Here is a 19,182-nt window from a genome sequence, read left to right as displayed (position 1 = left end):
CGTGCGGCGACGTAGCGTGGAGCGGATGTCCACGGAAGCCCCTGCGACGCTCGCCGCCTGGTTGCGCACCCGCAGCGACGAGCAGTTGAGCGCGTTGCTGGCGGCCCGGCCCGACGTCGCCCGCCCCGCCCCCTCCGACGTCGTCGCCCTGGCCAGCCGCCTGGCGGTGCCGGTCTCGGTGGACCGCGCGCTCGACGAGCTCGACGCCGCGACCCTCCAGGTGCTCGACGTCGTGCTGCTCGCCCCCACCGACGGCGTGGCGCCCGACGAGCTGGTCGCGGCACTCCCCGAGGTGCCCGACGAGGTGCTCACCGCCGCGGTCGAGATCCTGACCACCCGGGCGCTGCTGTGGGGTGACGACGTCCTGCACGCCCCGGACCCGGTGCGCCGCTCGGTCCGCCACCCCGCCGGCCTGGGCCGCCGCGCCCTCGACCTGCGCCTGCAGCTGCCCGCCGACCTCCCGGCGGCGCTGGGCGAGCTCGCGCCCGAGGAGCGCGGCGTGCTGGAGCGGTTGGCCGGCGACCGCCCGGTGGGCCACCTGCCCGACGTCCCGGGCAACGGCGCGGCCTCCCCCGCGCGGCGGCTGCTGCAGCGCGGCCTGCTCGCCCGGATCGACGCGCTGAACGTCGAGCTCCCCCGCGAGATCGGCGTCCTGCTGCGCGGCGACCAGCCCTACGGGCCGCCGCGGACCCGCCCGGAGCCCGCGCCGGCCCGCCGGGACCCGGAGGTCGTGGACCGGCAGGCCGCGGGCGCCGCCCTGGAGTCGGTCGGCCGCGTCGCGGAGCTGCTGACGCTGCTCGAGGAGGAGCCCGCCGGGCTGCTGCGCAGCGGCGGCGTGGGCGTGCGCGACCAGAAGCGGGTGGCGAAGGCGCTCAAGGTGACCGAGCCCGACGCCGCCTGGCTGATGGAGCTCGCCTTCGTCGGCGGGCTGCTCGACGTCGGTGGCCCGCACCGCGACGAGTGGCTGCCCACCCGCGCCTACGACGTCTGGCGGGAGCAGGACCTCGCCGACCGCTGGGCCGTGCTCGTGAGCGGCTGGCTGGACGGCGTCCGGCTGCCCTCGCTGGTCGGCGTGCGGGACGTCGCCGGGAAGTCGGCCAACGCCCTGTCCCCCGACCTGGTGCGGCACACCGCGCCGGCCATCCGCCGCTCGGCGCTGGCGGTGCTCGCCGAGCTGCCCGCCGGCTGCGGCCTCGCGCCCGACGAGCTCACCGCGCTGCTGCGCTGGCGCACCCCCCGTCGGGCGGACCGCCTGGCGCCGGTCCCGGACATGCTGGCCGAGGCGGCCCGGCTCGGCGTGCTGGTCTCCGGCGCGCTCTCCACCGGCGGGCGCGGCCTGCTGGCGTCCGGGGAGGACGGCGCCGCCGACGGCGTGCGGGGGCTGCTGCCCGCGCCGGTCGACCACGTGCTCGCCCAGCCCGACCTCTCCCTGATCGCGCCCGGCCCGCTGGTCGCCGAGCTGTCCGACACCCTGTCCGTCGTCGCCGACGTCGAGTCCTCCGGCGGCGCGACGGTGTTCCGGGTCTCGGAGGCGAGCGTGCGCCGGGCGCTGGACGTCGGCTGGTCGGCGTCGGACCTGCACGACTTCTTCGCCAAGGCCTCGCGCACGCCGGTGCCGCAGGCCCTCGACTACCTGGTCGACGACGTCGCCCGGCAGCACGGCCGGCTGCGGGTGGGGTCGATCGAGTCCTACGTGCGCTCCGACGACCACGGGCTGCTCTCCCAGGTGCTCAGCGACCGGCGGACCACTCCCGCCGAGCTGCGCCGGCTCGCGCCCGGGGTGCTGGTCAGCGGCCTGGGTGCCGACGAGGTGCTGACCGTGCTGCGCGAGGCGGGTTACGCGCCGGCCGGGGAGAACCCGGGCGGCGCCGTCCTCACCCGGCCGCCGGCCCGGCCGCGCGCCGCCGGCCGGCGGATCGGGACCGAGCCCTCCCCCGCCGCCCGTCCGCTGACCACCGACGAGCGGGCCGCCGTGGTGCGGGAGGTGCGCGCCGGTGACGCCGCGCTGGCCGCCCGCCGCGGGGAGGCGGTGCGCCAGGTCCCCGGGGTGACGACGGCGTCGACGCTGGAGCTGCTGTCGAAGGCCGTCCGCGAGGGCGTGCCGGTGTGGCTGGGCTACGTCGACGCCCAGGGCAGCGGCAGCCAGCGGGTGGTGCAGCCGGTGTCGCTCGTCGGCGGGTTCCTGCAGGGCTACGACGAGCGCCGCGGGGAGAACCGCACCTTCGCGGTGCACCGGATCACCTCGGTGGCCCTGGTCGAGGAGGACGGCGCCACCGGTTGAGCGCCGCCGGCGGGCTGGTCCTGTCGGCAGGCCGGCCTACGGTGCCGGCGTGACCGAGACGTTCTCCGCCGTCCTGTGGGAGCACGACGGGTCGATGGCGTGGCACTTCGTCACCTTGCCGCCGGAGCTGGCCGACGACGTCCGCGAGGTCGGCGCCGGTGCCCGCGCCGGGTTCGGCTCGGTGCGGGTGACCGCCACGATCGGGGGCACGACGTGGCAGACGTCGCTGTTCCCGGAGGCGAGGACCCGCTCCTACGTGCTGCCGGTCAAGAAGCCGGTGCGGACCGCCGAGGGGCTCCGGGCCGGGGACCGGGTGCAGGTGCAGCTGGTCGTCACGCTGGACCCGGCACCGCGTACCGGCGGCGGACCACCCACACGGTCCGGGCGATGACGACGGCGGCGTAGAGGCCGATCAGCACCGGGCCCTCCGGGCCGAGGTCGGGGTCGTCCATCCCGGCCGCGCGCACGACGAGCACCTGGACGACGGCCAGCAGCACGAGCGTCGCCGCCCCGAGCCACCACATGTCCTCGGCCAGCAGCCGTCGCAGCCGGCCGAGGTGCTCCGGCTGCTTCCAGTGCTCGGGGTTCGGGATGGTGAGGTGCTCGACGCCGATCCGCTCGAGGAACCGCACCAGGCCCGCGAACAGGGCCGCGGTACCCAGCCCGAGCGCGGCGAAGGTCCAGAGCGCGGCGGACCGGCTGCTCCACGCATCGGCCTCGCCGCCGGCACCGAAGTGGGTCGGCACGCGCTCCGGGAGCCGGACGAATGCCCAGCCCCAGGCCGCGGCGAACAGGGCGACCGCCCCGGCGAACCACCTCGACGCGCTGGTCATGCCCGGAATCTAGCGACGGGCTCGGGCATGCTGCCCCGCGTGACGTCACCGAGCATCCAGGAACGGCTCGCCCCGCAGCTCACCTGCTTCGGCTGCGGGCCGGCCAACGAGCGCGGCCTGCGGCTGCGCAGCTTCCCCGGGGACGACGGCGTGACCGCGCAGTTCACCCCGTGGCCGGAGCACGACAACGGCCTGGGCTACCTCAACGGCGGGATCATCTCCGCGCTGCTCGACTGCCACAGCGCCGCCGCCGTGATGCACGAGGCCGAGGTGCGCGGCATCGCGCCCCTCCCCGGGGCCGACCTGGCCTACGTCACCGCCGGCCTCGACGTCCGGTTCCTGCGGCCGGCGCCGCTGGCCGAGCCCGTGTCGCTGCTCGCGGTGGTCAGCGCCGCCTCCGAGGCGCAGATGACCGTGGACGTGCAGCTGCGCTGGGACGGCAAGCCGCGGGCCGCGGCGACGGCGCTCTGGAAGCGCTGGCGCCCCCGCACCTGATCCGCGCGAGGGAAGGGGACGTCGTCCCGCGGCGTTACCGTGGACAGTCCGGCGCGTGCCCTGCCGCCTCGTCATCCCCGAACGAAGGATCCTCCGCCTTGAGCGACGGCCCCCTGATCGTGCAGTCGGACAAGACCCTGCTCCTCGAGGTCGACCACCCGCTGGCCCGTGAGTGCCGCGCGGCGATCGCGCCGTTCGCGGAGCTGGAGCGCTCCCCCGAGCACGTGCACACCTACCGGGTCACGCCGCTCGCGCTGTGGAACGCCCGCGCCGCCGGCCACGACGCCGAGCAGGTCGTCGACGCGCTGGTCCGCTACTCCCGCTACCCGGTACCGCACGCGCTGCTGGTCGACGTCGCCGACACGATGGACCGCTTCGGCCGGCTCACCCTGGCCAACAACCCGGTGCACGGGCTGGTGCTGACCAGCACCGACCGCGCGGTGCTGGAGGAGGTCGTCCGGTCGAAGAAGGTCGCCCCGATGCTGGGCGCCCGCATCGACGGCGACTCGGTCGTCGTCCACCCCTCGGAGCGCGGCCGGCTCAAGCAGGCGCTGCTGAAGATCGGCTGGCCGGCCGAGGACCTCGCCGGCTACGTCGACGGGCAGGCGCACCCGATCTTCCTGGAGCAGGCGGACTGGAAGCTGCGCGACTACCAGCAGGAGGCCGTCGAGGGCTTCTGGGCCGGCGGCTCGGGCGTCGTCGTCCTCCCCTGCGGCGCGGGCAAGACGCTCGTGGGCGCCGCGGCGATGGCCGAGGCCAAGGCGACCACGTTGATCCTGGTCACCAACACCGTCTCCGGCCGCCAGTGGAAGCGCGAGCTCATCGCCCGCACCACGCTGACCGAGGACGAGATCGGCGAGTACTCCGGCGAGCGCAAGGAGATCCGCCCGGTCACCATCGCGACCTACCAGGTGATCACCACCCGCCGGAAGGGCGAGTACCGGCACCTGGACCTGTTCGACGCGCAGGACTGGGGCCTGATCGTCTACGACGAGGTGCACCTGCTGCCCGCGCCGATCTTCCGGCTCACCGCCGACCTGCAGTCCCGCCGCCGGCTCGGCCTCACCGCCACCCTGGTGCGCGAGGACGGCCGGGAGGACGACGTCTTCTCCCTCATCGGGCCGAAGCGCTACGACGCGCCGTGGAAGGACATCGAGGCGCAGGGCTACATCGCGCCGGCCGAGTGCGTCGAGGTGCGGGTCGCGCTCGACGACGAGGAGCGCATGACCTACGCCGTCGCCGAGCCCGAGGAGCGGTACCGGATCGCGGCCACCGCGCACTCGAAGCTGCCGGTGATCCGCCGCGTGCTCGAGCGCCACCCCGACGAGCAGAAGCTCGTCATCGGGGCCTACCTCGACCAGCTCGAGGAGCTCGGTGCCGCGCTCGACGCCCCGGTCATCCAGGGCTCGACGACGAACAAGGAGCGCGAGCGGCTGTTCGACGCGTTCCGCACCGGCGAGATCAAGACGCTCGTCGTCTCCAAGGTCGCGAACTTCTCCATCGACCTGCCCGAGGCCGCCGTCGCCGTGCAGGTGTCGGGCACGTTCGGGTCGCGCCAGGAGGAGGCGCAGCGGCTCGGCCGGGTGCTCCGCCCCAAGGCCGACGGCCGGCAGGCGCACTTCTACACCGTGGTCAGCCGCGACACCCTGGACAGCGAGTACGCCGCCCACCGGCAGCGGTTCCTCGCCGAGCAGGGTTACGCGTACACGATCGTCGACGCCGCCGACCTGGCCGGACCGGGCGAGGTCAACGGCCCGGACTGGGTGGACGAGCCCGCCGACTGAGCGTCCCGGCGCACGGTGCTGCGGGTCGATCTTGATCCCGCACCCCCGGGTGCCGATAACCGCGCCGTGGATCTGCTGCCCCCGCTGCTCACCGTCCTGGCGGCCGCCGTGCTCGGCCTCGGGATCGGGGTGGTGCGCATGGCCCGGGCCAGGAAGCGGCGGGCCAGGCTCTCCGAGGGCGCCGCGGCCACCTGCCGCGCTCGGCTGGGGGTGGGTTCGGCGCCGCTCCGAGCGGGCCGGTTGCGGTTCTCCGGTGCCCAGGCCACCTGGCACGACCGGCGCGATGACGTCGCGGTCGACCTGACCGGCGCGCGGCTCCTCGCGGTCCGCACCGATCCGCGCGGTGGCTTCGGGGACGACGTCGAGCTGCGCCTCTCCGTTCCCCCGCGGACGGCCCTCCGGCTGGCGCTGCAGCAGGACGACGCCGCCACGCTCGTCACCCTGCTGGCAGAGGCGGACGGCCCCCCGGCGCCCGTGGCCCCCGGGGTGGACCGGTGGCAGCGGAGCAGGTGGGCGATGGCGACCATCGCCCTCGCCGCGGCATGGGTCCTCACCTGGACCTACCTCGTCCTGGGCGGGGAGACGGTCACCGCGACCGTGACCGACGTGCACCCCGAGTACGACTCCTGCGACGTCAGCTGGACCCGCGACGGCCGGACGCACGAGTCCGAGGTCGACTGCGACGGCGAACCGGCCGGGTCGGCCCTCGCGGTCTGGGCCATGGCGCCGCCGTTCACCGACGCCGCCGTGGACCCCGAGATGACCGTGATCATGGTGCCCCTGTTCGGTGGGCTGTTCGCCGCGCCAGGAGCCTGGCGCCTGGTCCGCGACCGCCGACGGCGGCTGCGGCCCGACGAGGCACCCGAGCCGGTGCTCCGCCTCCCGGTGGACCGGGAGCTGCCGGCGCTGTCCGAGGACGAGCTGGTGCCGGCCCGCGACGAGCAGCCGAGCTCCCTCGTCGCCCGCCTGGCGCCCCACGCGCTGCGCCAGGTGGCGGAGGACGGGTGGGAGGAGCTCCGCCGGCCCCTGGGCGCAGGCAGCCCGGTGGCTCCACGCCACGTCGGCCTCCGCCTGCTCGCGCCGGTCGCCGTGCTCCTCCTGGTGCTCGCGGTCACCGCTCCCTGGCCGTACCGGTGGTACGTGCTGGCGACCGGCACGACGGGGACCGCCACCGGCACGGTGACCGAGGCCGACCCCGTCGAGGGGACGGGCCCGTTGCCCGACGACGTGCAGGTGCGCTACCTGGCTCCCGGCGGATCGGTCCACCTCGCGGACGTGGCGACGGGCCGGTTGCCCGACGCCGGCGAGACGGTGACGGTCGAGTACGCCGTGGACGATCCGGGACAGGCCCGCCTGACGGGTTCCGACGACAGCCTCGGCCTGGGTGCTGCGGCCGGCGTCGTCGGCGTGCTGCTGGCGGCGGCCTGGGCCGGCCTGCGCTGCCGGCAGATGCTGACCAGGGTGCGCGCGGTGCAGCGCATCCGCACCCAGGACCCTCGCCCCGCCGTCGGCCTGCTGACCGCCGATGCGCAGGGCGACCCGGTCGCGCTCGTCTGCGACCCGGTGGTCAGCCCTGCCCGCTTCCTCGCCGTGCCGTTGGTGACGCCGCTCCCGCAGGGCACGGCGGCGGCCTTCGCCGGCGGGCCGAAGGTGGCGCTCACCGCCCGTGGACGGCTCGCCGACGGGGAGCTCGTGGTCCTCGAGGTGGCGGGACGGGGAGCGCTGCTGCCCGCCGGACCCGCCACGCTGCCCGACGCGTCGTCCCTGCTGCTCCTCCTCGACAGCGCCGGCAGCTTCGCCCGGTTCGCGGCAGGCCCCGACGGGGACGACGGCGAGGCGGGCGAGCCGGTCCGCTGAGCTGCCGGCGGGCGCGCGGGGCCGATGGGATCTGCGTGACCGGCGGGGTGACGAGCCGGTCCCCCACGGCATGAGGATCCCCACAGGCGCCACCTCTTGACGGCGGGAAAGCGCAGGTCAGCGACCTGCGCTTGGCTCCTATACGTCGTCACCGCCCGGGCACGCGGCAGGGGACCGGTTGGGCGTGTTGCCCCTCCGCCGGTGAAGATGGACCCCGTCATGGGGAGTGCATTGCGAGCGGAAGCCACGAGCCCGCAGACCACCAGCCGTCCGCTCCGCGCATGGCAGCAGGCCGCGCTCGGCCAGTACGAGGAGCAGTCCCCCAAGGACTTCCTCGTCACCGCTACGCCCGGCGCCGGGAAGACGACGTTCGCGCTGACGCTGGCCGCCCGGCTGCTGTCCCGCCGCGAGGTCGCCCGCGTCGTCGTCGTCGCCCCCACCGACCACCTGCGCCTGCAGTGGGCCGAGGCCGCCGACGCGATGGGCATCGTGCTCGACCCGAACCTGACCAACGCCGTCGGACCGGTCCGCGCCGGCACCCAGGGCTACGTGACCACCTACGCGCAGGTCGCCGGCAAGCCGATGCTGCACGCGGCCCGCGCCACCGCCGTCAAGTCGCTGGTGATCCTGGACGAGGTGCACCACGCCGGTGACGGCCTCTCCTGGGGCGAGGCGGTCGAGGAGGCCTACGGCATGGCCGCCCGCCGGCTCTGCCTGACCGGGACCCCGTTCCGCACGAAGCCCGACGAGCGCATCCCCTTCGTCCGGTACGAGGAGGACACCTTCGAGGGCGAGGCCGGTGGTCTGGTCAGCCGCGCCGACTACACCTACGGCTACAAGGAGGCGCTGGCCGACAACGTCGTCCGTCCCGTCGTCTTCGCCGCCTACACCGGCACCTCGCGCTGGCGGAACTCCGCCGGCGAGGTCGTCGCCGCCTCGCTGTCGGAGGCCGGCACGAAGTCGGTCGAGATGCAGGCCTGGCGCACCGCGCTCGATCCCAAGGGCCAGTGGGTGCCGCACGTCATCGCCGCGATGGACGACCGGATCACGCACCTGCGCGAGGAAGGCGGCATGCCCGACGCCGCCGGCCTGATCCTCGCCAGCGACCAGGACGACGCCCGCGCCTACGCGAAGATCGTCCGCCGGGTCACCGGCAAGGCCGCCGAGCTGATCCTCTCCGACGACCCCAAGGCGTCGAAGAAGATCGAGCGCTTCGCCACCGGGTCCGCGCGCATCGCCGTCTGCGTCCGCATGATCTCCGAGGGCGTCGACGTCCCGCGCGCCGCCGTCCTGGCCTGGATGACCTCCTACCGGACGCCGCTGTTCTTCGCCCAGGCCGTCGGCCGCGTGGTCCGCTCCCGGTCGCCGCACGAGTCGGCCACCGTGTTCCTCCCCGCCGTGCGCCCGCTGCTCTCGCTGGCCGCCTCGATGGAGGAGCAGCGCAACCACGTCATGCCGCCGCCGAAGTCGCAGCCCGACGAGGAGCTCGGGGCGCTCGACCTGCCCCCGCGCGAGCCGCGGGAGGGCGAGATGAAGCAGTGGGAGGCCCTGGAGGCCGACGCCCGCTTCGCGCACGTGCTGCACAGCGGGACCGCGCACACCGGCGAGGGCACCGGACCGGCGGTGGTCGTCGGCGAGGAGGACGAGGAGTTCCTGGGCATCCCGGGCCTGCTCACCCCCGCGCAGACGGCGGAGCTGCTGGCCAAGCGGGACGACGAGCTGCGGCTGCGCATCGCCGCGAGCCACCGGGCGGACGCCGACGACTTCATGGTCGTCGAGGACCACCCCGACGAGGACGACGCCGGCCGCTCGTGGCGGGATGCCGCCGAGCTGCGCCGGGAGATCAACCGGCTGGTCAACCGGGTCGCGGCGCGCACCGCGCAGCCGCAGGCCGTCGTGCACACGCAGCTGCGGCAGTCGGTACCCGGGCCGCCGTCGGCGTCGGCGTCGGTGGACGTGCTGCGTGCCCGCCGGGAGCGCCTCCGCACGATGCTCTGAGCGGAGCGTTACCGCGTCCCCGGTCGCCGTCCGGCGGATACTCGGAGGATCCGCTTCGCGCCTCGGCGCTGCCCGAACCCGTCGTCCCCGAACAGAGCGAAGAGGCCCGACAAGAAGGCGCCCGGCTCGAGCGTCTCGCGGGCCCACTCCTCCGCGACGCGGGCGATCCGCGGGTCGGGATGCCGCTCACCCCGCCGCGCCAGGCGGAGCACCGTGCGCCGTTCCTTCCACGAGAGGTCGTACCAGCCGTAGACGCCCATCGGATCAGCTCTCCACGAGCAGGCCCCGCTGGGCCGCGATGGCGACGGCCTCGGTGCGGCCGTTCGCGCCGAGCTTGGCCAGGATGTTGCTCACGTGCACGCTCGCGGTCTTCTCGCTGATGAAGAGCTCCGCGCCGATCTGCCGGTTGGTGCGCCCCTGCGCCAGGAGAGCCAGCACCGACTGCTCGCGCGGGGTGAGCACCGCCGACGGGTCGACCGCCCGCACTCCCCCGACGTCCAGCCGGCCCCGCCGCACCAGCGCCTCCACGGCCTCCCGCAACGGCCGCGCCCCCAGCCGGACGGCGACCTCGTGGGCCAGCCGGGCCTGCTCCGCCGCGCCTGCGCGATCGTTGACGCTCAGCAGCGCCGCGGCCAGCCGCAGCCGTGACCGGGCCTGCTCGTACACGTGCCCGAAGCCGAACGCCTCGACCGCCGTGCGCCACAGCTCCGGCGCGGCCTCCCCCCGGAGCCGGGCCGCCTCGGCCGCGACCCGCGCCTGCCAGGCCGTCGCCTCGACGCCCATCGTGTCGCCGTAGCCGCGCCGGTAGACCTCCACCGCCTCCCGAGCGGTGCCGACGAGCCCCTCCCCGGCGTGCACCCACCGCTCCGCACCCGGCGTGTCGCCGCCCCGGCGCGCCGCGTCCGCGGCGTCGGCCAGCGCGGCGAGCGCCGTGCCCACCAGGCGCAGCACGCCGAGGTGGTCGTCCTCCCACTCCTGCCGCAGCCGTTCGCAGGCGGCGAGCGCGACGTCGAGGGCCGCCTGCGCGTCGCCCTCCCACGCGGCCAGGTCGATCTCCGAAGCGGCCGTGACCAGGTCGAGCAGGATGTGCGCGCGCAGTCGCGGGAGGAGGCCCCGCGCCCACTCGACCCGCTGCCGCGCGGCGGGATCGCCGCGGCCCACCAGCACGAGCAGACCGTCGGCCCGCACGTGGGCGGCCATCTCCGGCACGCGGGCCAGCAGGTCGGCCTCGGCGAGGCTGCCGTCCCAGTCGCCGGTCATGTAGAGCGCCGTCACCTGCAGGTGCCGCAGCTCCGCCGCGTAGTACGACCAGTCGGCCCCCAGCTCGTGCGCGCGCCTGGTGCCGCGCCGCGTCCAGCCCAGCGACTCCTCGATGCGCCCGGCCTCGAAGGCCACCGTGGCCAGGTTGTAGAGCACCCGGATCTCGACCTCGGCGTTCCCCGACCGGCGCGCCCGGGTCAGCGCCTCGGCGAGCCGGGCCCGCACCTCGACCGGATCGGCGCCCGGGCGTGCCCGCACCTGCGTGACCGCGATGTCGGACCAGGCGCCGTCGAAGCCCAGCGCATCTGCCGCGGCGAGGGCCTCCTCGGCGGCGGCCTCGGCCTCCTCCATCGCGCCGACCGAGTAGCTCATCCGCGCATGCGTCGCCGCGGCCCAGGTGCGCACCTTCGACGGCGGCTGCGCGGCCACCAGCGCCATCGCCGCCGAGCTCTCGCGGTGGGCGCCGGCCACGTCCTCGACCCGCACCATGGCCTGCGCGAGCGTGTAGTGCACCTGCGCCCGGGCCACGGCGTCGCCGTCGGGACCCAGGAGCTCCAGCGCAGCCCGGAGGAGCGCCACGGCGCGGTGCAGCTCCCCCACCATCCGCGCCGCGGCCGCCGTCTCCAGCAGGAGCGCGACCTGACCGCGGCCGGCACGGTCGGCGGCGTCGGGCACCGCCGGCCAGAGCGCCAGCGCCCCCTCCAGGTGCTGCAGCTGCTCGGCCGGAGCACCGACGCAGCAGGCCGCCTCGGCCGCCTCGAGCGAGGCGCTCAGAGCACCGGGGAGGTCGTTGCTCTCGCGGGCGTGGTGCGCCCGTTCGGCCGCCGTGCCGGCTCCGGGCTCGGCGGTCAGGTGCGCGGCGATCGCCGCGTGCAACCGCACCCGCTCGCCCGGCAGCAGGTCGGCCAGGACGGCCTCGCGCAGCAGGGCGTGCCGGAAGCGGTAGCGCCCGTCCTCGGAGACGACCAGCAGGTGGTGGTGCACCACCTCGGTCAGCGCCTCGTCCAGCTCGCCGCCGGTCAGCTCGCCCACGGCCGCCACCAGCTCGTGGCGCACCCGGCGCCCGGCGACGGCCGCGATGCGCAGCACCTGCTGCGCGGCCGGGGAGCGCTGCTCGACCCGGGCCAGCAGGACGTCGGTCAGCCCCAGCGGCAGCGCCTCGCCGTGCAGGCCGGCGGCGAGCAGCTCCTCGGCGTAGAAGGCGTTGCCCTCGGCGCGCGCCACGACGTCCTCGACGACCCGATCGGAGACGCTCCCGGCGAGACCGCGGACCAGCTCCCCCACCGCGGCGTCGGGCAGGGGCGCGACCTCGATGCGCTCGACACCGGGCAGACGCACCAGCTCGGCCAGCAGCGGGCGCAGCGGGTGGCGGCGGTGCAGGTCGTCGGAGCGGTAGGAGGCGACGACGGCCACCGGCGCGTCGACCAGCCGGGCCAGGAGGTAGCGCAGCAGGTCGCGGCTGGACCGGTCGGCCCAGTGCACGTCCTCGAGCACGAGCAGCAGCGGGGCCGTCGACGCCAGCTCGCAGAGCAGCGCCGCCACGGACTCGAACAGCTGGAGGCGACCGTCGTCGACCGGCTGGGGCGCGGCGCGGTGCGGCAGCGGCCGGCTCAGGTCCCGGCCCTCCGGCAGCACCTGGACGGCCGGGGCGGCCACGGGCCGGCCGGCGAGCAGGGCCGCCAGCGCCGGGTCCGCCGCCGCGGTCGGCGCCAGCTGGGGGTCGGCGCCGACGGGGCGCAGCAGGTCGACGAAGGGCAGGTAAGGCAGGCCGACGTCGCCCAGGTCGACGCAGTGCCCGGTGAGGACCCGCACGCCGCGCTCGGTCGCGCGACGGCTCAGCTCGTCGAGCAGCCGGGTCTTGCCGACCCCGGCGTCCCCGGCGAGCAGTGCTGCCGACGCCCGCCCGGCAGCCACCCGCTCGACGTGCGCGAGCAGACGGCCGAGCTCCTCGGCCCGGCCGACGAGCGGCCCCTCGTCCCATCGCGTCACGGGTGGGATCGTGGCACGGACCTGCGACGACCCCGCGTCGCCGGACACCCGCCCCGGTGCGCTCAGCGCGAACGCCGGCGCAGGCGGATCCGCGGGCGCTGCGTGCCGCGGCCGCTCCGGCTGAGCTGCTGCAGCTGCTCGCGCCGGTAGGTGAGCTCGGCGTCGAGCGCGGGGCTGCTGTAGTGGTAGGGCGACATGACCGCTCCCTCTCGTCGTGGTGCCGGGTACGAGGGAGACGTTCGGCCTGAGGGGTGGGGGCCGGCATCGGTCGACCGGGCAGTCCTGGGCGCCCTCGTCGCCCTGAGGGGCCTCAGACGCACCCCTTTCGGGGGACACCGCCCCCTGAGCCAGGTTCCCGGCGCGACCGGCGGGGCACGGTTCGGCCCGCGGCGACCGCCGCCGGTCCGACGTGCCCCCGGGCAGCGGGACCGCGAGGAAGGGAGTTCGCAATGCGGCTCGGAACTGCCATCGTCCTGCTCGCGCTGGGCGCCATCCTGACCTTCGCCCTGCGCGTCGACGTGAGCGGCGTCGACCTCCAGGTGGTCGGCTGGATCCTCATGATCGTCGGTGCGCTGGGCATCGTGCTCGAGCTGGCCGTGTGGGGCCCGCGCCAGCGGCGCGTGACCCGCACGGACGCCTACGGCGACCCCGCCGGTGCTCCGGTCCGCCGCAGCACCACGGAGGAGACCTACTGAGCGCACCCGCTCGGCACGACGCAGGGCCCCCGTCAGCGTCGACGGGGGCCCTGCGTCGTCTCAGGTGAGCTCGGTCCCCTTGGTCTCCTTCAGCGTGAGGATCACGCCGAACGCCACCGCGGCGGCCACGGCCACGTAGATGAAGAACACGAGCGGGCGACCGGCGTCGGACAGCGCGGTGATGACCAGCGGTGCGGTGCCGCCGAAGACCGCGACCGTGAGGTTGTACCAGGCACCGATGCCGGTGGCCCGGAGCTCGGTCGGGAACAGCTCGCTCATGATCGCCGGCGCGATCGAGGCCATCAGGGCGTAGAGCCCCAGCCCCACGCAGAAGACGACGATCAGCGAGGCCAGGTTGTCCTGCACCAGGAACGACAGCGGCACGATGAGCACCGCCATCGCCCCCGACCAGATGAGCAGCTGGGGCTTGCGCCCGATGCGGTCGGAGAGCTTGCCGAACGGGTAGCAGAGCGCCACGAACAGCGCCGTGCCGATCGACAGCGCGATGAAGACGTCGGTCTTGTCCGCGTCGCGGAAGCTGATCGCGAACGGCGTCAGCGCGCTGAAGAACGTGTAGTACGACAGCGTCGAGAGCAGCGTGAACGCGCAGAGCTGGAGGACGGCCCGGGGGTGGTGCTTGATCGTCTGCAGCAGCGGGTTCTTGGTGGCCCGCGCCTTCTCCGCGTTCTCCTCGAACTGCTCGGTCTCCACCAGCGAGCGGCGCAACCACATGCCGATGAACCCGAGCAGGCCACCGATGAAGAACGCGATCCGCCAGCCGTAGGACTGGAGCTGGTCGTCGGTGAGGACCGTCGTCAGCAGCACGCCCAGCAGCGAGGCTGCCAGCAGCGCGGAGCCCGTGGAGATGTAGAAGAACGCCGAGTAGCGGCCGCGGTGGGCCGGCGGCGCGATCTCGCCGAGGTACGCCGAGGCGTTGGAGACCTCGCCGCCCAGCGACATGCCCTGCGCGATGCGGGCGAGCAGCAGCAGGATCGGTGCGAACCAGCCGACCTGCTCGTAGGTCGGCAGGAGCGCGATGACCATCGATCCGCCGGCCATCAGCAGGATCGTCAGCAGCATCCCGGCCTTGCGGCCCTTGAGGTCGGCGAACCGGCCGAGCAGCAGCCCGCCCAGCGGCCGGAAGAAGAAGGCCAGCGCGTAGGTCGACGTCGCGCCGATCAGGGCCAGCGCCTCGTTCTCCGAGGGGAAGAACTGCCCCGCGAAGAAGACGACGAAGGTCGCGTAGACCGTCCAGTCGAACCACTCGACCGCGTTGCCGATGCTGGCGGAGACCAGCGTCTTGACCGGGAGCTTGTGCTCCTCCTCCGCCGTCTGCTCGTGCCGTACCGCGCCCGCCATGGTGCCCCCCTCGGTCGTGCGGTCGTGACCGGCCTCACGCTAGGCCCGTCACCCCTGAGCGGCACCTCGGCGGGCGGACGCGCGAGAGCCCCCGCCCGGAGGGGCGGGGGCTCTGCGAGGAGCGAGGTCCGGACCGGATGACGGCCGCCTCGCGGCGGAGAGCACAACACGGCTCCAGGCCCCCGACCGAGGTCGGGGCGGTAGTCCGTGAAGGCGATAACCAAATGGCACCCGGGGGCACGATGCACCCGGCCCGGACACGGCCCACAGTACGCCGCGGGACACCGGTCTGTCGTCGTGCCGAGGCTCACTCCGAGCTCAGTTGAGACCGCGCTGGTCCTGCTTCAGGGCGGTGTCCACGGTCAGCGCGGAGGCGATCACCATGCTCGCCAGCGGTTCCGGCAGCCGGAAGTGCACGAGGACGACGTAGCGGTCGGCCGTGGTGAACAGCGTGCGGACCAGCCCCTCCCAGGTCTTCGTGATCCGGGCGACCTCGGTGCCCGCGGCGTCCAGGACGGCGAAGTCCCAGGCCCGCCAGTTCTCCGCCTGGATGCTGCCCACCACCTGGCCGCCGGCCAGCAGGTCGAAGCGGATCTTCCCGAAGACGTTGGCCTGCACGATCTCGCCCAGCGGGGCGCCGTCGGGTCGCTGCACGAGGACCCGCGACCTCACGAACTTGGCCGGGCGGGTGAGCACGAGGACCGGGCCGCGGGCGTCGCGCACCTCGAGGTGGTGGGTGAGGAACTGGTCGAGGCTGGAGAGCAGCCGCACCGCCTTCTTCGCCGCCGACTGGCCCACCTGGACGACCGCGCCGATCTGCCGCCCCTGGCCGTCGAACACCGCGTACTCGTTCGTGAGCTCGACGAGCTTGGTCTTCTGCGAGACGACGAGCACCGGCTGGTCGTAGAGGGACGTGCCGCCGGGGGCCGGCGGCGGGCCGGCCTGCTGCTGCACGTGCTCGGTCCAGACCTGCCCGTCCCACCAGCGGGCGGCCGGGGCCCCGGCCGGATCGGGGTACCAGCCGGGCGGCGGCGGGGGGTGGCTCACGGCCGCCAAGCTAGCGCCCGGCGCGTGCCAGACTCCGGCGCATGGCCGAGCTGTCCGCCGTCGAGGCGAGGGTGCTGTCCGCCGTCGACGAGCAGTGGGCGGTGACCCGGCTCTGCGAGCTCGTCGCCGTCCCGTCGGTGGGCGGCACGCCGGCCGAGAGCGAGGCCCAGCACCTGGTCGCCGACCGGCTCGAGGAGCTCGGCTGCGCGGTCGACCGCTGGTCCATCGACCTCGCCGCGGCCGCCACGGCCGCCGACGCCCCCGGCCAGGAGGTCGACCGCACCGAGGCCTGGGGCGTCGTCGGCACCGTGCCGGGCGCCGAGGACGGAACGCCGGCACTGGTGCTCTCCGGCCACACCGACGTCGTCCCGCCCGGGGACCGGTCGCTCTGGCCCGCCGACCCGTTCGTCCCGCGGATCGCCGACGGCGCGGTGCACGGCCGCGGGACCTGCGACATGAAGGCAGGCGTCGTCGCCGCGCTCACCGCCGTCCGGGCACTGGGGACGGCGGGCGTGCGACTGGCCCGGCCGCTGGCGCTGCACGCGGTGGTCGGCGAGGAGGACGGCGGGCTGGGCGCGTGGGCCACCCTGCGCCGGGGGCACACCGGTGACGTCTGCGTCATCCCCGAGCCGACGGCGCAGTCGGTGATGACCGCGCACGCGGGGGCGCTCACCTTCCGGCTGGAGGTGTCGGGCCTGGCCGCGCACGGCGCGCTGCGCCACCGCGGGGTGAGCGCGATCGAGCTGTTCGGCTCCCTGCACGAGGGCCTGCGGGCGTTCGAGGCCGAGCGGCAGCGGGACGCCGATCCGCGCTTCGGGGACGCCCCCTTCCCCTACGGCCTCTCGATCGGCCGGCTGGAGGCCGGCGACTGGGCGAGCTCGGTGCCCGACCGGCTGGTCGCCGAGGGCCGCTACGGGGTGCGGCTCGGCGAGCCGGTGGAGGTGGCCCGAGCCGCGCTGGAGGCCCGCCTCGCCGAGCTCTGCGCCGGGCACCCCTGGTTGTCCGAGCACCCGGCGCGGCTGACCTGGACCGGCGGCGCCTTCGCCAGCGGGGAACTCCCGGCCGGGCACCCGCTGCTGCCCGCGGTGCGCACCGCCGTGGTGGACGCCGGCGGTCCCGATCCGGCGGAGCGGGCGCTCACCGCGGGCACGGACCTGCGTCTCTACTCCGCCGCGGGCATCCCGACGCTGCACTACGGCCCGGGCGACCTGGAGCTGGCGCACGGCCCGCTGGAACGGGTGCCGGTCGCCGAGCTGGTCACCGCCGCCCGGGCGCTGGCGCTGCTGGCCGTGCGCACCTGCGGGGTCCGGTGAGCACGCTGGTCGGCTTCGACGCCTGGGCGGCGCTGGCCGGCGACTCCCCCACCTCCCGCACCGAGTGGGCCGCCCTCGTCGCCGCCTGGAGCGAGCCGCACCGCCGGTACCACGACCTGGCGCACCTGGCCGCCGTCCTGGGCGTGGCCGGGGAGCTGGCCACCGACGCTCCCGACCGCGACGCCGTCCTGCTGGCCGCCTGGTACCACGACGTCGTCTACGACCCGCAGCGCTCGGACAACGAGGAGGTCAGCGCCGCCCGCGCCCGCGCCGGGCTGCGCGGGCTGGTGCCCGACGACCGGGTCGAGGAGGTCGTGCGCCTGGTGCTGCTCACCGCCACCCACGACCCGGAGGACGACGACGCGAACGGCGCGGTGCTCTGCGACGCCGATCTGGCGGTGCTCGCGGGACCGCCGGATGCCTACGCCGTCTACGCCTCTGCCGTCCGCGCCGAGTACGGGCATCTCTCCGACGAGGTGTTCACCGCCGGGCGGATCGCCGTCCTGGAGCAGCTGCTCGCGCTCCCCCGGCTCTACCGGCTGCCGGCGGTCGCCGACTGGGAGCCGCGGGCGCGGGCGAACCTGGCCGCCGAGCTCAGCCTGCTCCGGTCGCGCGCTTCTTCCGACGCAGACCGGCCGCTCGCAGACGGCTGAGCAGCTCCCGCGCGCCGACCGGCTCGGCACCGGCCGCGACGGCGATGTCGTACAGGTCCTCGGGGACGTCGTAGTGATCGCCCTGGAACGCCCGGCGCGGGATGCCGAGCTCGGTCTCGACGAAGGCGTGCAGCTCCGCGTAGGAGACGTCGCTGACCAGGTGCGACCACTTCCGCCCCCGCCACGGCCACACGGGACTGTCGATCAGCACGACCACCGTGCCAGTCTGCCCGCCATGGCGCACGAGCACCCGCGGGTCCGGATCTCGCCGATCTTCCGCACCACCGACCTGCAGCGCGCCCTCGACCACTACGCGGCGCTCGGGTGCGCCGTCAGCCGGCACGACGACGGGTACGGCTTCGCCGCGCGCGCGGGCGTGGAGATCCATCTCGAGCTCGTCGAGCACATGGACCCGGCGCTCTCGCCGGGCGGGGCCTACCTGCACGTGCCCGATGCCGACGCCCTCTTCGCCGAGTGGGCCGCGATCGACCGGACCGGCGCACCGGTGGACACCGACTACGGACTGCGCGAGGGCTGGCACATCGACCCGGACGGCAACCTGCTCCGATTCGGCTCACCGCTACCGTCTGGGGCGTGACTGGGGAGATCCGCTGGGGCATCGTCGGGCCGGGACGCATCGCCGAGAGCGTGATGCCGGACTTCGGCGTCACCCCGGACGCGCGGCCGGTCGCCGTCGCCTCGCGGTCGCAGCAGCGGGCCGACGCCTTCGCCGAGCGGCACGGCCTGGAGCGCGCCCACGGCTCGTACGCGTCGATCGTCGAGGACCCCGACGTCGACGTCCTCTACCTCGCCACGCCGCACCCCCAGCACCACGCGATCGCGATGGCCGCGCTGCGGGCCGGCAAGGCGCTGCTGGTGGAGAAGTCGTTCACCGCGACGACCGCCGGGGCGACCGAGGTGGTCGACCTGGCGCGGGAGACCGGCACCTTCGTGATGGAGGCGATGTGGACCCGCTTCCAGCCCGCCGTCGTCGCGATGCGGGAGCTGATCGCCGACGGCGCCATCGGCGAGGTGCGCTCGGTGCAGGCCGATCTCGGCGTCGCCCGCGAGTACGACCCGGCCGACCGGCTCTTCGCCCTCGAGCTGGGCGGTGGCGCGCTGCTGGACCTCGGCGTCTACGTCGTCTCCTTCGCGCAGATGCTCCTGGGGACGCCGGACCGCGTCGTCGCCACCGGGTCGCTGTTCCCCTCGGGGGCCGACGCGGAGGCCGCGATCCTGCTCGGCTACGACGACGGCCGGAACGCTGCGCTCACGACGTCGCTGCGGTACGCGCTGCCCGGCGCGGCACGGGTCGTCGGGACGACGGGCTGGATCGACGTCCTCCCCCGCTTCCACCACCCGCGGACGATCGTGCTGCACCGCACCGGTGCGGAGCCGGAGGAGATCACCCGGCCGCAGACCGGCGCCGGGTACGCGCACGAGCTGATCGAGGTCACCGAGTGCCTGCGCGCGGGCCGGACGGAGAGCGCGGTCATGCCGCTGGCCGACACCCTCGCGGTGCAGGACGTGCTCGGCCAGGCGGCCGAGCAGCTCGGGGTGCGGCACACCGAGGCGGTCGGCGTCCTCTGATGAGCCCGGGCGGGTGAATCCGCTGTAG

General features: G+C 75.2%; 18 protein-coding genes. 11 read left to right on the top strand and 7 right to left on the bottom strand.

Annotation, left to right across the window (positions count from 1 at the left end):
- The first annotated feature begins 25 nt into the window (after nucleotides 1–25).
- Together DQ244_RS02045 and DQ244_RS02040 are read left to right on the top strand one after the other, a co-directional pair.
- Nucleotides 26–2,281, top strand: a complete 2,256-nt coding sequence (locus DQ244_RS02045) for a helicase C-terminal domain-containing protein (RefSeq protein ID WP_113809807.1) — start codon at nucleotides 26–28, stop codon at nucleotides 2,279–2,281.
- Nucleotides 2,282–2,330: 49 nt separating this feature from the next.
- Nucleotides 2,331–2,672: a DUF1905 domain-containing protein gene (locus DQ244_RS02040; RefSeq protein WP_113809806.1), complete on the top strand. Its 342-nt coding sequence runs from the start codon at nucleotides 2,331–2,333 to the stop codon at nucleotides 2,670–2,672.
- Here DQ244_RS02040 and DQ244_RS02035 read toward each other — a convergent pair.
- Nucleotides 2,614–3,114 (bottom strand): DUF1648 domain-containing protein, encoded by a 501-nt coding sequence (locus DQ244_RS02035; protein WP_113809805.1) that lies wholly within the window; start codon nucleotides 3,112–3,114, stop codon nucleotides 2,614–2,616. The genes DQ244_RS02040 and DQ244_RS02035 overlap by 59 nt on opposite strands.
- Before the next feature lie 39 nt (nucleotides 3,115–3,153).
- Between DQ244_RS02035 and DQ244_RS02030 the strand changes: the two genes are divergently transcribed.
- From DQ244_RS02030 to DQ244_RS02015, 4 genes are all read left to right on the top strand, one after another.
- Nucleotides 3,154–3,609 carry a PaaI family thioesterase gene (locus DQ244_RS02030; protein WP_199580106.1) on the top strand — a complete coding sequence of 152 codons (456 nt, stop codon included), beginning with the start codon at nucleotides 3,154–3,156 and terminating at the stop codon, nucleotides 3,607–3,609.
- Between the two features lie 98 nt (nucleotides 3,610–3,707).
- Nucleotides 3,708–5,393, top strand: a complete 1,686-nt coding sequence (locus DQ244_RS02025) for a DNA repair helicase XPB (protein ID WP_113809803.1) — start codon at nucleotides 3,708–3,710, stop codon at nucleotides 5,391–5,393.
- A gap of 66 nt (nucleotides 5,394–5,459) precedes the next feature.
- Nucleotides 5,460–7,250, top strand: coding sequence for a DUF3592 domain-containing protein (locus DQ244_RS02020; protein ID WP_113809802.1), 1,791 nt, complete (start codon nucleotides 5,460–5,462; stop codon nucleotides 7,248–7,250).
- Between the two features lie 219 nt (nucleotides 7,251–7,469).
- Nucleotides 7,470–9,248 carry a DEAD/DEAH box helicase gene (locus DQ244_RS02015; RefSeq protein ID WP_113810584.1) on the top strand — a complete coding sequence of 593 codons (1,779 nt, stop codon included), beginning with the start codon at nucleotides 7,470–7,472 and terminating at the stop codon, nucleotides 9,246–9,248.
- Nucleotides 9,249–9,256: 8 nt separating this feature from the next.
- On the opposite strand, the gene DQ244_RS02010 is transcribed toward DQ244_RS02015, so the two are convergent.
- The 3 genes from DQ244_RS02010 to DQ244_RS20035 form a co-directional block, all read right to left on the bottom strand.
- On the bottom strand, nucleotides 9,257–9,508 hold the full coding sequence (locus tag DQ244_RS02010; RefSeq protein WP_113809801.1) for a hypothetical protein: 252 nt from the start codon (nucleotides 9,506–9,508) through the stop codon (nucleotides 9,257–9,259).
- 4 nt (nucleotides 9,509–9,512) lie between these two features.
- Nucleotides 9,513–12,497, bottom strand: a complete 2,985-nt coding sequence (locus DQ244_RS20115) for a helix-turn-helix transcriptional regulator (protein ID WP_113809800.1) — start codon at nucleotides 12,495–12,497, stop codon at nucleotides 9,513–9,515.
- A gap of 62 nt (nucleotides 12,498–12,559) precedes the next feature.
- Nucleotides 12,560–12,694 (bottom strand): hypothetical protein, encoded by a 135-nt coding sequence (locus DQ244_RS20035; protein WP_255411578.1) that lies wholly within the window; start codon nucleotides 12,692–12,694, stop codon nucleotides 12,560–12,562.
- Nucleotides 12,695–12,946: 252 nt separating this feature from the next.
- On the opposite strand from DQ244_RS20035, the gene DQ244_RS02000 reads away from it, so the two are divergent.
- Nucleotides 12,947–13,192: a DUF6458 family protein gene (locus DQ244_RS02000; protein WP_199580105.1), complete on the top strand. Its 246-nt coding sequence runs from the start codon at nucleotides 12,947–12,949 to the stop codon at nucleotides 13,190–13,192.
- Nucleotides 13,193–13,252: 60 nt separating this feature from the next.
- Here the strand turns inward: DQ244_RS02000 and DQ244_RS01995 are convergent, their stop codons facing one another.
- Both DQ244_RS01995 and DQ244_RS01990 read right to left on the bottom strand, forming a co-directional pair.
- Nucleotides 13,253–14,551, bottom strand: a complete 1,299-nt coding sequence (locus DQ244_RS01995; protein ID WP_113809799.1) for an MFS transporter — start codon at nucleotides 14,549–14,551, stop codon at nucleotides 13,253–13,255.
- Between the two features lie 318 nt (nucleotides 14,552–14,869).
- Nucleotides 14,870–15,598 (bottom strand): phospholipid scramblase-related protein, encoded by a 729-nt coding sequence (locus tag DQ244_RS01990; RefSeq protein ID WP_113809798.1) that lies wholly within the window; start codon nucleotides 15,596–15,598, stop codon nucleotides 14,870–14,872.
- Nucleotides 15,599–15,639: 41 nt separating this feature from the next.
- On the opposite strand from DQ244_RS01990, the gene DQ244_RS01985 reads away from it, so the two are divergent.
- Together DQ244_RS01985 and DQ244_RS01980 are read left to right on the top strand one after the other, a co-directional pair.
- Entirely contained in the window at nucleotides 15,640–16,911 is a 1,272-nt protein-coding gene (locus DQ244_RS01985) for an ArgE/DapE family deacylase (RefSeq protein WP_113809797.1), read from the top strand.
- Nucleotides 16,908–17,564, top strand: a complete 657-nt coding sequence (locus DQ244_RS01980; RefSeq protein WP_113809796.1) for an HD domain-containing protein — start codon at nucleotides 16,908–16,910, stop codon at nucleotides 17,562–17,564. Before DQ244_RS01985 ends, DQ244_RS01980 begins: the two co-directional genes overlap by 4 nt.
- Here DQ244_RS01980 and DQ244_RS01975 read toward each other — a convergent pair.
- A complete protein-coding gene (locus tag DQ244_RS01975) occupies nucleotides 17,506–17,781 on the bottom strand; it encodes a DUF4031 domain-containing protein (protein WP_113809795.1) in 276 nt (91 codons plus the stop codon). The genes DQ244_RS01980 and DQ244_RS01975 overlap by 59 nt on opposite strands.
- 18 nt (nucleotides 17,782–17,799) lie before the next feature.
- On the opposite strand from DQ244_RS01975, the gene DQ244_RS19265 reads away from it, so the two are divergent.
- Together DQ244_RS19265 and DQ244_RS01965 are read left to right on the top strand one after the other, a co-directional pair.
- On the top strand, nucleotides 17,800–18,162 hold the full coding sequence (locus DQ244_RS19265) for a VOC family protein (protein ID WP_158544447.1): 363 nt from the start codon (nucleotides 17,800–17,802) through the stop codon (nucleotides 18,160–18,162).
- Nucleotides 18,159–19,154, top strand: a complete 996-nt coding sequence (locus tag DQ244_RS01965) for a Gfo/Idh/MocA family protein (protein ID WP_113809794.1) — start codon at nucleotides 18,159–18,161, stop codon at nucleotides 19,152–19,154. The genes DQ244_RS19265 and DQ244_RS01965 overlap by 4 nt, the downstream gene beginning before the upstream one ends.
- Nucleotides 19,155–19,182 lie beyond the last annotated feature (28 nt).

This window comes from Blastococcus sp. TBT05-19 (genome assembly GCF_003319095.1).
GTDB lineage: Bacteria > Actinomycetota > Actinomycetes > Mycobacteriales > Geodermatophilaceae > Blastococcus.
Note: the sequence above shows the minus strand (reverse complement) of the source record. Positions and strands in the feature narration are given on the sequence as shown.

Excerpts from the sequence above, each read along its gene's own strand:
- DQ244_RS01995 (WP_113809799.1), bottom strand. The coding sequence starts at position 14,551 with ATGGCGGGCGCGGTACGGCACGAGCAGACGGCGGAGGAGGAGCACAAG.
- DQ244_RS02000 (WP_199580105.1), top strand. The coding sequence starts at position 12,947 with ATGCGGCTCGGAACTGCCATCGTCCTGCTCGCGCTGGGCGCCATCCTG.
- DQ244_RS02010 (WP_113809801.1), bottom strand. The coding sequence starts at position 9,508 with ATGGGCGTCTACGGCTGGTACGACCTCTCGTGGAAGGAACGGCGCACG.
- DQ244_RS02045 (WP_113809807.1), top strand. The coding sequence starts at position 26 with ATGTCCACGGAAGCCCCTGCGACGCTCGCCGCCTGGTTGCGCACCCGC.
- DQ244_RS02035 (WP_113809805.1), bottom strand. The coding sequence starts at position 3,114 with ATGACCAGCGCGTCGAGGTGGTTCGCCGGGGCGGTCGCCCTGTTCGCC.
- DQ244_RS02015 (WP_113810584.1), top strand. The coding sequence starts at position 7,470 with ATGGGGAGTGCATTGCGAGCGGAAGCCACGAGCCCGCAGACCACCAGC.
- DQ244_RS20035 (WP_255411578.1), bottom strand. The coding sequence starts at position 12,694 with ATGTCGCCCTACCACTACAGCAGCCCCGCGCTCGACGCCGAGCTCACC.
- DQ244_RS19265 (WP_158544447.1), top strand. The coding sequence starts at position 17,800 with ATGGCGCACGAGCACCCGCGGGTCCGGATCTCGCCGATCTTCCGCACC.
- DQ244_RS01985 (WP_113809797.1), top strand. The coding sequence starts at position 15,640 with ATGGCCGAGCTGTCCGCCGTCGAGGCGAGGGTGCTGTCCGCCGTCGAC.